The sequence below is a fragment of the Pseudomonas sp. BJa5 genome, assembly GCF_030272875.2.
Taxonomy (GTDB): domain Bacteria; phylum Pseudomonadota; class Gammaproteobacteria; order Pseudomonadales; family Pseudomonadaceae; genus Aquipseudomonas.
Genome location: NZ_JALRNG020000018.1, coordinates 94,565 through 108,159, shown reverse-complemented (window position 1 = coordinate 108,159; position 13,595 = coordinate 94,565). Strand labels below are relative to the sequence as shown.

The following is a 13,595-nucleotide window of genomic DNA, read 5'->3' as shown; positions in this document are numbered from 1 at the left end:
TAGGTGATTTCACCACCTTCGTTGACCGATGGGGTGGCGGTCAGCTTCAGACCGGTGGTGTCTTCGGTACCTGGACCGTCGGTGACGGTCACGGTGGTGGTACCCGAGGCAGTCAGCTCCTCGTAGTTGCCGCCCGAAACGTCCTTGATGGCGTTGGTCAGATCGAGGTTGGTGGTGTGCACGTTGTCCGGTGCGGTGAACTGCACGGTGCCAGTGCTCTGACCGACGCCAATAACAATCTGCTGGCCATTGGTCAGGTTGATCACCAGCGGCGTGCCAGTCACTGGTGCGCTGACGGTGGCGGTGTAAGTAATCACGCCACCTTCGCCGATGGTGCTGACATCGGCGGTCAACTTGACGGTCGACGGATCGATGGTGTCGTTGACCTCGGTGACGGCCGCCGACGGGTCGACGTTAAGGTTTTCGAAGTCGCCACCGGAAGTGCCGGTGATGGTCGCTTCGACCTGACCAGCATCGATGTACACGTCATCGTCCGGTGCCGCGACAGTCACGCTGCCGCTGGTTTCGCCCGCCGCGATGGTGATGGACTCACCATTGCTGAGGGTGATGGTCATGGCGGTGCCAGCCGGGTTGGTCAGGGTGGCGGTGTAGGTGATCTCGCCACCTTCGTTGACCGACGGGGTCGCGGTCAGCTTGAGGCCAGTTTCATCCTGGGTACCTGGGCCGTCGGTGACGGTCACGGTGGTGGTACCCGAGGCAGTCAGGTCCTCGTAGTTGCCACCCGAAACGTCCTTGATCGCGTTGGTCAGATCGAGGTTGGTGCTGTGCACGTTGTCCGGCGCAGTGAACTGCACGGTACCGCTGCTTTGGCCGACGCCGATAACGATCTGCTGGCCATTGGTAAGGTTGATCACCAGCGGCGTGCCAGTCACTGGGGCGCTGACGGTGGCGATGTAGGTGATCACGCCACCTTCGCCGATAGTGCTGACATCGGCAGTGAGTTTCACCGTCGACGGATCGATGGTGTCGTTGACCTCGGTGACGGCTGGGGTGTTATCCACAGCCAGGTTCTCGAAGTCACCGCCACTGGTGCCGGTGATGGTCGCTTCGACCTGACCGGCATCGATGTAGACGTCATCGTCCGGCGCCGCCACGGTCACGCTGCCGCTGGTTTCGCCCGCCGCAATGGTGATGGACTCACCATTGCTGAGGGTGATGGTCATGGCGGTGCCAGCCGGGTTGGTCAGCGTCGCGGTGTAGGTGATCTCGCCGCCTTCGTTGACCGATGGGGTCGCGGTCAGCTTCAGGCCAGTTTCATCCTGGGTGCCCGGGCCGTCAGTAACGGTGACGGTGGTTTCACCGGAAGCGGTCAGTTCCTCGTAGTTGCCGCCACTCACGTCCTTGATGCTGTTGGTCAGGTCGAGGTTGCTGTTATGCACGTTGTCTGGCGCAGTGAACTGCACGGTGCCAGTGCTCTGGCCGACGGCGATAACAATTTGCTGGCCGCTGGTGAGGTTGATCACCAATGGAGTGCCGGTCACCGGCGCGCTGACGGTAGCGGTGTAGGTGATCACGCCACCTTCGCCGATAGTGCTGACATCGGCAGTGAGTTTCACCGTCGACGGATCGATGGTGTCGTTGACCTCGGTGACGGCTGGGGTGTTATCCACAGCCAGGTTCTCGAAGTCACCGCCACTGGTGCCGGTGATGGTGGCTTCGACCTGACCGGCGTCGATGTACACGTCATCGTCCGGAGCAGCCACGGTGACGCTGCCCGAAGTCTCACCGGCCGCAATGGTGATGGACTCACCGTTGCTGAGGGTGATGGTCATGGCGGTGCCAGCCGGGTTGGTCAGCGTCGCGGTGTAGGTAATTTCACCGCCTTCGTTGACCGACGGGGTGGCGGTCAGCTTCAGACCGGTGGTGTCTTCAGTCCCCGGACCATCAGTGACGGTAGTCACCGGATTACCCGCCGTCTCCAGCTGCTCGTAATTGCCCCCGGTGGTGCCGGTGATGCTGTTGGTCAGGTCCGGATTGGTGCTGTGCACATTGTTCGGTGCGACAAAGTCCACGGAGCCGGAGCTGCTGCCCACAGGAATAGTGATCTGCTGACCATTGGCCAGGTTGATCACCAGCGGCGAACCGGTCACCGGAGCGCTCACCGACGCGGTGTAGGTCACCACGCCGCCTTCGGCGACGCTGCTGTTCGCGGTCAGGGTGACGGTCGAGGTGTCGAGGGTGTCGGTGACTTCGGTAACGGCTGGCTCATTGCTGACCACCAGGTTCTCGAAGTTGCCACCATCGACTTTGTCGATATGCACGCTGACGTTGCCGGCATCGACGTACACGTCATCGCTCGGCGCTGGCACGGTGATGCTGCCGGAGGTACCGCCGGCGGCGATGGTGATCACCGCGCCATTGCTCAGGGTCACGGTAACCGGCGTGCCGGCCGGGTTGGTCAGGGTCGCGGTGTAGACGATCTGCCCGCCCTCGGCGACGCTGCCCGTGGCGCTCAGGCTCAGGCCGGTGTTGTCGATCGAGTCGTTGATGCTGGTGACGGCCGGGTTCGGGTTCGGCACCAGGTTTTCGAAGTTGCCGCCTGTGGCGCCAGTGATGGTGGCGCTGACGGTGCTGCCGTTGTTGTAGACGTCGTTGGCCGGGGTCTGCACGTCAACGGTGCCGGTGGTCTGGCCGGCGGCGATGGTGATGGTGCTGCCGTTGGACAGGGTCACGGTCACCGGCGTCTGCGCCGGGTTGGTCAGGGTCGCGGTGTAGGTGATCACGCCGCCTTCGGTGACGCTCGGCGTCGCCGTCAGGTTGACCGTGGTGGTATCGATGGTGTCGGTGATCTGGGTGACCGCCGGGGTGGTGTCCGGGGTGACGATCAGGCCCCCGCCACCGGTGGTGCCGGTGATGGTCGTGGAGATCTGGCCGCCATCGACGTACACGGTGTCGTTCGGGGCGATGGTGACGCTGATGCTGCCGCTGGTCTGCCCGGCGCTGATGACGATGATCTGGCCGTTGGAGAGGGTGACGGTCAGGTCGGTCAGCGGCGGCTGGCCCAGGGTGGCGGTATAAACGATTACGCCACCGGCTTCGGTGATCGAAGGCGTGGCGCTCAGGGTCAGGCCGGTTTCGCGGGTGGGCGTGGTGGTTGCCGGGTTATTGGCATCCAGCGCGCCGATCTCTTCGATACGGGTTTCGGTGGCAAAGCCGATCGGGGCGGTCGGGAAGCCGATGGTCGGGTCGACCGAGCCGGCCGTGGCGTCGAGCATGACGAAGCTGTGGCCGCCACCGGCGGCGCCACTACCGGCGGCAGACGGGCCGGCTGCGGTGGCTTCGAGTTCGGTGGTCGGGTCGGCACCGGCGGCAATAGCTTGTTGCAATTCTTCCACGGAAGGCGCGGCCTGCGCCGTGGCTGCTGCCAGGTCGGTGCTGCTGTCCGGCGCGTCGGCACTCCATTGCGTGTCGCGGCCCAGGTCCAGGGTGCGGCCATCGGCCAGCTCCAGGGTAACCGCGCCAGCCAGGCCGGTCAGCACTTGTTCGCCGGCAAACAGGCGGTCTCCTTCGATGAGTACGCGACGAGCGCCCTCAGGGGATACGGCAATAACCTGACCAACAATGCTTTTGACGATGGCAACAACGCTGCTCATTGGACTCTCCGAATGACCCGTTCAATTTGGCTTCCATGCCCGGCCGGCGCTGAATTGCCGCATCCGATGGAATGTATCTGTTCATATGTTGACGCTTGCTTGCGTCAATTTTACGTCAATAACTAATGGCTATTAAGTTTATGCCAAACTATTGACCTTCTGGCTGCCATCCTAAACAATCAGCACCGTAATGTCACATTGATATTTGGCCGGTTGCACCCTTCCTTCGTACGTTCCAGTACCCCTTCGGAAACTCTCCGACATTAAGGTCAAACCGGTTGCCATTTTCGAATGCAGCAACGTTTTTTGCTGTGATTTAGGACAAGATGTCCCTGGGAAAAAAGTACATGCGCGCGTTACTGTTCACCGCTCTTCCTTTCGCTCTCTCTGCCACTTTCGCTCAAGCCCAAAGCCTGCCGGAGGCCATGCAGAAAGCCCTCGAGGTGCACCCGGAGATCCAGGCCGGGGTCAACAGCCGCATCGCCGCCGACTACCAATTGCGTGCCGCCAAGGGCGGCTATTTGCCGCGGGTCGATGTGCTGGGCGGTTATGGTCGCGAAGGGACCGACAGCCCGAGCACCGGCAACCGCTGGGAAACCCTCAACCGCGGTGAATCCAGCCTGCGTTTGCGCCAGATGGTGTTCGACGGTTTTGCCACCTCCAGTGAAGTCGGGCGTCAACAGGCCACCGTCAACTCCCGCGCCTACTCCCTGCTGGGTGCTTCCGAGCGCACCGCACTGACCGTTGCCCAGGTCTACCTGGACGTCCTGACCCGTCGCGACATGGTGCGCCTGGCCGAAGACAACCTGCGCAGCCACGAACGCATCTTCGACCAGATCAAGCTGCGCACCACCCGTGGCGTCGGTCGCCTGGCCGACATGGACCAGGCCGAAGCGCGTCTGGCCCAGGCCCGCAACAACCTGCTCACCGAGCAGACCAACCTGGCCGATGCCAGGACCAACTACCTGAGCGTGGTCGGGCAAATGCCCGACGAGTTAAGCACGCCTGCGCCGTTTGTCGACCTGCTGCCGGCCAGCCTCGACGAAGCCCGTCACCAGATGGTCGAAAGCAGCCCGATCCTGCGCTCGGCGGAATCCGATATCGCGGCTGCGGAAAAACAATACGAGGCGGCGAAGTCTACGTTCTATCCGCGCTTCGATGCGGAACTCGGACGGACGGCTGACAACGACATCGATGGCCTGAACGGGCACAACAACGAATGGCAGGCTATGCTGCGCATGAGCTTCAACCTGTATGCCGGTGGGAGCAACAAGGCCGACCTGGAATCCAAGTCGTACTTGACCAACCAGGCGCTGGACATTCGTAACAATGCCTTGCGCCAGCTCAATGAGGAGTTAGGTCTGGCATGGAATGCTATGGACAACGCCAACGCGCAATTGCCTATTGCCCAGCAATACGTCGATTACAGCCGCAACGTACGCAGCGCCTACCAGCAGCAGTTCAGCCTGGGCGAGCGGACGTTGCTCGACCTGCTCGATAGCGAGAACGAACTGTTCACTTCCCAGCGTCGCCTGGCCGAGGTGAAGTTCATTCAAATGTTTACTCAATATCGAATCAAGGCGACCATTGGTCAGCTGCTCAAGAGCCAGGGTGTCGTCGCGCCGATGGCAACCGTTGTGCAGAACGACATGAAACCGCAAGTGAGCCTGCCAGGGATGAACTGAGGTTCACTTTAATCACCCACCGTCATTATCAAGAGAAGCCGCGTGGAATCAGAAGTCAGTCGAGTCCAACTCAGCCATGATCCACGCAGCCAGCACGATGACCCGTTGCTGGACAGCCTGCTGTCACTCTGTGTGCTGCACCAGAAGCCCGCCAGCCGGGCCATGCTGACCACCGGCCTGCCGCTGCCGGCCCAGCGCCTGAGCCCCGAGCTGCTGCCGCGTGCGGCGGCCCGGGCCGGGCTGCAGGGGCGTCTGTTGCAGCGCAAGCTGGAGCAGATTCCGAGCATCGCCATGCCGGCCATGCTGCTGCTCAAGGAGGGTCGCAGCGCGGTATTGCTCGGCTGGGAAAACGACGACACGGCGCGGCTGTTGCTCAGCGAGAGCGATGGCGGTGAAGTGCATGTCAGCCGCGAAGCCTTGCAAAGCGACTACAGCGGCCGGGTGTTCTTCGCCCAGCCGCAGCACAAGTTCGACGTCAATCACGGCAACCTGATCCCGCGTGCGCGCTCCTGGTTCCGTGACACTCTCAAGCGCAGCCGCTGGCTGTACATCGACGCCATCGCCGCAAGCCTGGTGATCAACCTGATCGCCCTGGCCGCGCCGCTGTTCGTGATGAACGTCTACGACCGCGTGGTACCCAACCAGGCCACCTCGACCCTTTGGGTGCTGGCCATCGGTATCAGCGGCGCCTATATCTTCGACCTGATCCTCAAAGGGCTGCGCAGCCTGTGCCTGGACCTGGCCGGGAAGAAGACCGACCTGATCATTTCCGCCACCCTGTTCGAGCGCATCGTCGGCATGGCGATGAAGTACCGCCCGGCGCGGGTCGGCAGCTTTGCCCAGAACATCCATGAATTCCAGGGCCTGCGCGATTTCCTCGCCTCGCTGACCCTGACCAGCCTGATCGACCTGCCGTTCACCCTGCTGATCCTGCTGGTGATCGCCATCATCGGCGGCCACCTGGTGTGGATTCCGATCATCGCCTTCCCGCTGGCCCTGGGCATCGGCTATGCCCTGCAAAAGCCTCTGGTGGCGACCCTGGAGCGGACCATGGCGCTGGCCTCCGAGCGCCAGTCGAGCCTGATCGAGACCCTGGCCGGGCTCGACGCGGTCAAGGTCAACAACGCCGAGAGCGAACGCCAGTACATGTGGGAGCAGACCATCGGCACCCTCAGCCGCCTGGAACTGCGGGTCAAGGTGCTGTCGGGCCTGGCCATGAACATTACCCTGCTGATCCAGCAACTGGCCGGCGTGGCGCTGATCTGTGCCGGTGTCTACCAGATCATGGCCGGCAACCTCAGCATGGGCGGCCTGATCGCCTGCTACATGCTCAGCGGTCGTGCCCTCGGCCCGCTGGGCCAGCTGTCCGGGTTGCTGACCCGCTACCAGCAGGCCAAGGTCACCATGGTCTCCACCGACCAGATGATGGAGCTGCCCCAGGAGCGCAATTTCGAAGAGCGTCCGCTGAGCCGTCAGGTGCTGCAAGGCGCCATCGAGTTCCGCAACGTCGACTTCACCTACCCGAACCAGCAGAACCTGGCCCTCAAGAACGTCAGCCTGACCGTCCGTCCGGGCGAGAAGATCGGCATCATCGGCCGCAGCGGCTCGGGCAAGAGCTCGCTGGCCAAGCTGATCGTCGGCCTGTACGAAGCCGACGGCGGCTCGCTGCTGGTCGATGGCGTGGATATCCGACAGATCGACGTCAGCGAACTGCGCCACAACATCGGCTACGTGCCGCAGGATATCCAGCTGCTGGCCGGCACCCTGCGCGACAACCTGGTCAGCGGTGCGCGCTATGTCGAGGACGAAATGGTCCTGCAGGCGGCCGAGCTGTCCGGTGTTCACGAATTCGCCCGCCTGCATCCGCAAGGCTACGAGCTGCAGGTCGGCGAACGCGGCCAGAACCTGTCCGGCGGCCAGCGCCAGAACGTCGCCCTGGGCCGCGCCCTGTTGCTCAACCCGCAGATCCTGCTGCTCGACGAGCCCACCAGCGCCATGGACAACACCGGTGAGGAGCGTCTCAAGCAACGCCTGCAAGCCGTGATCGAAAGCAAGACCGTGGTCCTGGTCACCCACCGGGCATCGTTGTTGTCGCTGGTCGACCGGTTGATCGTCATCGACCGTGGGCAGATAGTCGCGGATGGCCCGAAAGCCGCCGTCATGGATGCGCTGAAGAAGGGGCAGATCAGTGTTGCTTAAGGTGGATATGGGCCAGTTCAAGGAAAGCCTGCGCAAATACTTCAAAGGCTCCGGATCCTTCGGCGACCAGCCGCTGCCCGAGGTCAACAAGGCGCTGATCGAGGATGCGCCGCGCATCGTGCGCATGACCATCTGGGGGGTGATCGCCTTCTTCCTGTTCCTGGGGCTGTGGGCCAACTTTGCGATCATCGATGAAGTGACCCGCGGCGAGGGCAAGGCGATTCCGTCGTCCAAGCTGCAGAAGATCCAGAACCTGGAAGGCGGCATCGTTGCGCAGATCTACGCCAAGGAAGGCGAGATCGTCGAGGAGGGCGACCCGTTGCTGCGCCTGGACGATACTCGCTTCGTCTCCAACGTCGGCGAGACCGAGGCCGACCGCCTGGCCATGGCCCTGCGAGTCGAACGCTTGAGCGCCGAGGTCGAAGACCGTCCGCTGAAGATCGACGAAGAAATCCGCAAGGCCGCGCCGAGCCAGGCGGCCAACGAAGAGTCGCTGTACCAGAGCCGTCGCCAGCAGTTGCAGGACGAGATCGGCGGCCTGCGCGAGCAACTGGTGCAGCGCCAGCAGGAGCTGCGCGAGTTCAGCTCCAAGCAGGCCCAGTACCGCAACAGCCTGCAGTTGCTGCGCCAGGAAATCAGCATGTCCGAGCCGCTGGTGGCCCAGGGGGCGATCTCCCAGGTTGAAGTGCTGCGCCTCAAGCGCGCCGAGGTGGAAAACCGTGGCCAGCTGGACGCCACCTCGCTGGCCATCCCGCGTGCCGAATCGGCGATCAAGGAAGTCGAGCGCAAGATCGATGAAACCCGCGGCAAGTTCCGCAGCGAAGCCCTGACCCAGCTCAACGAGGCGCGTACCGACCTGAGCAAGGCCCAGGCCACCGGCAAGGCCCTGGATGACCGGGTCAGCCGGACCCTGGTCACTTCACCGGTACGGGGTATCGTCAAGCAGCTGCTGGTCAACACCATCGGCGGCGTGATCCAGCCGGGCAGCGACCTGGTCGAGATCGTACCGCTGGACGATACCCTGCTGGTCGAGGCGCGTATCCGTCCGCAGGACATCGCCTTCCTGCACCCGGGCCAGGAGGCCATGGTCAAGTTCACCGCCTATGACTTCACCATCTATGGCGGCCTCAAGGCCAAGCTGGAGCAGATCGGCGCCGACACCATCACCGACGAAGACAACAACACCTTCTACGTCATCAAGCTGCGTACCGAGCGCAGCCACCTGGGCACCGACGAGAACCCGCTGCTGATCATCCCCGGCATGGTGGCTTCGGTGGACATCATCACCGGCAAGAAGAGCGTGCTGAGCTACCTGCTCAAACCGATCATCCGCGCCCGCGCCGAGGCCCTGCGCGAGCGTTGAGTTCCCCTGTGGGAGCGGGCTTGCCCCGCGATCGGCCAGGCGACACTTCGGTAGCGGGTGTACTGGCCTCATCGCGGGGCAAGCCCGCTCCTACAGAGGGTTGAGCCTATGTATATGCATTAATGGTATTTAAATTATTTTTCTTATGACTTTATAGTCACTTCCCTGCGTACCTGCCGACCAATCGGCGCGCCGCACGACCGAACCAACACGGAACCCCGTGAGTTTCTGATCGATGCGCGCACCTTTGGGCGCGCTCTGCGTGGGAGTGAATCATGTCAGCGGCCTCCATCGCCTTGTCGCCCAGCGACAACGCACAGCAGCAACGCTTCGAAATCCTGCCGTTCAGCGGCGCCGTCGGTGCCGAAATCATCGGCCTGGACCTGACCCGAGTGGTCAGCGCCGACGATTTTTCCCGCATTCATCGGGCGCACCTGGACCACCATGTGCTGGTCTTCCGTGACCAGCGCATCAGCCCCGAACAACAGATCGCCTTCAGCCGCCGCTTCGGTGTGCTGCAGATCCATGTGCTCAAGCAGTTCCTGCTGGCAGGGCACCCGGAAATCCTGATCGTCTCCAACATCGTCGAAAACGGGCAGAACATCGGCCTGGGCGATGCGGGCAAGTTCTGGCACTCGGACCTCTCCTACAAGGAACTGCCGAGCCTGGGCTCGATGCTGCATGCCCAGGAGTTGCCCAGCGAAGGCGGCGACACCTTGTTCGCCGACATGCACAAGGCCTGGGACGGCCTGCCCGAGGCGCTGCGCAAGGCCGTCGAGGGCCGCCAGGCGGCGCATTCCTACACCGCGCGCTACAGCGAGACCAAGTTTGCAGGCAACTGGCGGCCGACCCTGACCGCCGAGCAACTGGCCCAGGTGCAGGAAGTGATTCACCCCGTGGTGCGTACCCATCCGGAAAACGGCCGCAAGGCGTTGTTCGTCAGTGAGGGCTTCACCACCCGCATCATCGGCCTGCCCGAGGACGAAAGCCGGCAGATTCTCGCCGAGCTCCATGCCCACAGCGTGCTGGAGCAGAACATCTACCGCCATCAGTGGCAGCCGCGCGACCTGGTGTTCTGGGACAACCGCTCGCTGATCCACCTGGCCAGCGGCTGCCCGGCGCACCTGCGGCGCAAGCTGTACCGCACCACCATCCAGGGCGATGCCCCGTTCTGACACTGTCGAGGAAAACAGCATGCGCAAGTCAATCAGCCGCCTGGCGGCCAGTATCGCCCTGGGTGCCAGCCTGCTCACCGGCAGCCTGGTCGCCCCCGCCACGGCCCAGGCCGAAGGCGAAATCCGCATCGCCGAACAGTTCGGCATCGTCTACCTGCTGCTCAATGTGGTACGCGACCAGAACCTGATCGAGAAGCACGGCAAGGCGCAGGGCATCGACATCAAGGTCGACTGGACGCAACTGTCCGGCGGCGCGGCCATCAACGACGCCCTGCTGGCCGGCTCGATCGATATCGCCGGCGCCGGTGTCGGCCCGTTGCTGACCATCTGGGACCGCACCCAGGGCCGGCAGAACGTCAAGGCCGTGGCGTCGCTGGGCAACTTCCCCTACTACCTGGTCAGCAGCAACCCGAATGTGAAGACCATCGCCGACCTCAGCGAAAAGGACCGCATCGCCCTGCCGGCGGTGGGCGTTTCGGTGCAATCGCGCTTCCTCCAGTACGCCGCCGCCAAGCAGTGGGGCGACAAGGAATACGCGCGCCTGGACAAGTACACCCTGGCCGTCCCCCATCCCGACGCCACGGCGGCCTTGCTGGCCGGCGGCACCGAGCTGAACGGGCATTTCTCCAACCCGCCGTTCCAGGACCAGGTGCTGGCCAACAAGAACGTCCATGTGGTGCTCAACACCTATGACCTGCTCGGCCCCAACTCGCCGACCGTGCTGTTCGCCACCGAGAAGTTCCGCAAGGACAACCCCAAGACCTACAAGGCCTTCGTCGATGCCCTGGCCGAGGCCGCGGATTTCGCCCAGAACGACAAGGCGGCCGCCGCCGATACCTACATCCGTGTGACCAAGGCCAAGATCGATCGCGAAGCGCTGCTCAAGATCATCGACAACCCGCAGTACGAGTTCAGCGTCACGCCGAAAAATACCTACCCGCTGGCCGAGTTCCTCTACCGCGTGGGCGCGATCAAACACAAACCCGAATCCTGGAAGGACTACTTCTTCCAGGACGAGAAGCCGCTGCAAGGGAGCTGAAGCGCATGAACAGCCCATTGCAAGGCCACACGGCCAGCAAGTTGAGCAGCGTCGCGACACCTGCGCTGCTGCAGGTGGACAACGTCAGCCTCGAATACCGCACCGCACAGCGCGTGGTGCGGGCCACTCACCAGGTCAGCTTCGAGGTGGACAAGGCCGACCGCTTTGTCCTGCTGGGCCCCTCCGGTTGCGGCAAGTCGACGCTGCTCAAGGCGATTGGCGGCTTTATCGCGCCGGTCGAAGGAGCGATCCGCCTGCAGGGCCAGACGGTCAACGGCCCGGGCCCGGATCGCATCGTGGTGTTCCAGGAGTTCGATCAGTTACCGCCGTGGAAAACGGTCAAGGAGAACGTGATGTTCCCGTTGCTGGCCTCCGGGACGCTCAAGCGCAAGGAGGCGCAGGCACGGGCCGAGCACTACCTGGAAAAGGTCGGCCTGGCGAACTTTGCCGACGCCTACCCGCACACCCTGTCTGGCGGCATGAAGGCCAGGGTGGCGATTGCCCGGGCGCTGGCCATGCAGCCGAAAGTGTTGCTGATGGACGAGCCCTTCGCCGCGCTCGATGCCCTGACCCGGCGCAAGATGCAGGAGGAGTTGCTGCTGCTCTGGGAGGAGGTGCGTTTTACCTTGCTGTTCGTCACCCACTCGATCGAAGAGGCGCTGGTGGTGGGCAACCGCATTCTGCTGCTGTCGCCGCATCCGGGCCGGGTGCGGGCAGAAATCCACAGCCATCAGTACGACCTGCAAAGCCTTGGCGGTAATGACTTCCAGGCGTCGGCACGGCGTATCCACCGGCTGCTGTTCGAAGATGACGGCCAGGCCGAGCAGGCGTCGGCCCTGGATTTTGCCGACATTCGTATCGCCTACTGACCGGGAGTTCTGCCATGACCACATCCGCTACACCGCGTCAGGAATACGAGGTGCTGCTCGAACCGTTGCTCGATGTCTCGCTGGAGCGCGACCTGTCGCTGGGGCAACGCCTCTGGCAACAGGGCTGGCTGCGCAAGGGCGTGATCCTGGTGCTGCTGGCGCTGGCCTGGGAGGCCGTCGCCCGCTACCAGGGCAACGACCTGCTGCTGCCCAGCTTCCTGCAGACCGCCGCCGCCTTATACCAGGGCCTGATCAGCGGCGAGCTGCTGGCCAAGGTCGGTGTCTCGCTGGTGGTGCTGCTCAAGGGCTACCTGCTGGGCATCGTCCTGGCCTTCGGCCTCACCAGCCTGGCGGTGTCGACCCAGTTCGGTCGCGACCTGCTCGGCACCCTGACCTCGATGTTCAACCCGCTGCCGGCCATTGCCCTGTTGCCCCTGGCCCTGCTCTGGTTCGGCCTGGGCGACAACAGCCTGATTTTCGTGCTGGTTCACTCGGTGCTCTGGGCCCTGGCCCTGAATACCTATGCCGGTTTTCTCGGGGTCAGCGAAACCTTGCGCATGGCCGGGCGCAACTACGGCCTGCGCGGCTTGCGCCTGGTGGTGCATATCCTGGTCCCGGCGGCGCTGCCGTCGATCCTCTCGGGCCTGAAGATCGGCTGGGCCTTTGCCTGGCGCACGCTGATCGCCGCCGAGCTGGTGTTCGGCGCCACCAGCGGCAAGGGCGGGCTGGGCTGGTACATCTTTCAGAATCGCAACGAGCTGTACACCGACAAGGTCTTCGCTGGCCTCGCGGTGGTGATCCTGATCGGCCTGCTGGTGGAAAGCCTGGTGTTCAACACCCTGGAGCGTCTTACCGTGCGGCGCTGGGGCATGCAGCGCTGAAGGCGTCAGTCGTCCTGGTACTGCGCCGCCGCCTTGCTCAGGGTTTCGGCCATTTGCTGGCGCAAGGGCAGGGGCTGTTCGATGATCAGCCCGTCGCCCTGGCTCAGTAACCACCAGCGCAACTGCCAGCTGTTGCTCACGGTCGCCCGCAAGCGGTGACCCTGTTGCAGCTGGGTGAGCTGCATATCCGCAGACAACGGCGTCTCGCGCATCAGCCGCGCCAGGTTGTCGTTGATCCAGGCTTGCAGCTCGATCCTCTCGGGTACTTCGCAGGGCGGGGCATCGCTGCGCAGGTAGGCTTGCAGGTCGAAATCGAGCATCCCCTCATGGGCAGTGTCGCTGGCATGCAGCTTGCGCGAGCGATGCACCGCCAACTGCTGTACATCGCTGTAGGCAGTGGCCGCCCAGTACCAGCCATAGGGAATGCTCTTGTCATTACGCTCGAGCGGAAAGATCAACGACAGCTCGTTGAGGTCGCGCTCGATGCTGCGTTTGCTGATGGTAAAGCCTGCGTCCTGCAGGCGTGCGACCAGCTCGGCACTGGTGATGCCCGGTGAGCGGCTGGGCAACTGGCGCAGCAACTCCCACTGGCGGCTGAGGGTGGCACGGGTGGTGGCGGAGGGCAAAAGGTGGCGTCCTTGTCTAGGCTTGCGGTTGTAGCATGGCTCCCGCGAACAGATATGGCAATTAGCCATTTACGCATACAAATCAAGGATGATGCAGTTGATTTGCCTGAACCGAATCGTTCGCGACAGGTTTTGTCGTGACCC

At 63.3% G+C, this 13,595-nt stretch carries 9 protein-coding genes; 7 read left to right on the top strand and 2 right to left on the bottom strand.

Features of this window, described 5'->3' with window-relative positions:
• On the bottom strand, positions 1-3,614 hold a 3,614-nt coding region (locus M2D63_RS12870; protein WP_285863301.1), incomplete at its 3' end, for a retention module-containing protein.
• 347 nt (positions 3,615-3,961) lie between these two features.
• Here M2D63_RS12870 and M2D63_RS12865 point away from each other — a divergent pair.
• From M2D63_RS12865 to M2D63_RS12835, 7 genes are all read left to right on the top strand, one after another.
• Entirely contained in the window at positions 3,962-5,299 is a 1,338-nt protein-coding gene (locus tag M2D63_RS12865; protein ID WP_285863300.1) for a TolC family outer membrane protein, read from the top strand.
• Positions 5,300-5,341: 42 nt separating this feature from the next.
• Positions 5,342-7,498: a type I secretion system permease/ATPase gene (locus tag M2D63_RS12860; protein WP_285863299.1), complete on the top strand. Its 2,157-nt coding sequence runs from the start codon at positions 5,342-5,344 to the stop codon at positions 7,496-7,498.
• A gap of 7 nt (positions 7,499-7,505) precedes the next feature.
• Positions 7,506-8,861, top strand: a complete 1,356-nt coding sequence (locus M2D63_RS12855) for an HlyD family type I secretion periplasmic adaptor subunit (protein ID WP_405309955.1) — start codon at positions 7,506-7,508, stop codon at positions 8,859-8,861.
• 275 nt (positions 8,862-9,136) lie between these two features.
• On the top strand, positions 9,137-10,036 hold the full coding sequence (locus M2D63_RS12850; RefSeq protein WP_285863297.1) for a TauD/TfdA family dioxygenase: 900 nt from the start codon (positions 9,137-9,139) through the stop codon (positions 10,034-10,036).
• Positions 10,037-10,055: 19 nt separating this feature from the next.
• The gene (locus tag M2D63_RS12845) at positions 10,056-11,075 is read left to right on the top strand and encodes an ABC transporter substrate-binding protein (protein WP_285863296.1); all 1,020 of its coding nucleotides are present in this window, start codon (positions 10,056-10,058) and stop codon (positions 11,073-11,075) included.
• Between the two features lie 5 nt (positions 11,076-11,080).
• Complete coding sequence (locus M2D63_RS12840) at positions 11,081-11,944, top strand: ABC transporter ATP-binding protein (protein ID WP_285863295.1); 864 nt, start codon at positions 11,081-11,083, stop codon at positions 11,942-11,944.
• Positions 11,945-11,958: 14 nt separating this feature from the next.
• Entirely contained in the window at positions 11,959-12,825 is an 867-nt protein-coding gene (locus M2D63_RS12835) for an ABC transporter permease (protein WP_285863294.1), read from the top strand.
• A gap of 5 nt (positions 12,826-12,830) precedes the next feature.
• Here M2D63_RS12835 and M2D63_RS12830 read toward each other — a convergent pair whose 3' ends face one another.
• A complete protein-coding gene (locus M2D63_RS12830; RefSeq protein ID WP_285863293.1) occupies positions 12,831-13,451 on the bottom strand; it encodes a WYL domain-containing protein in 621 nt (206 codons plus the stop codon).
• Between the last annotated feature and the right edge of the window lie 144 nt (positions 13,452-13,595).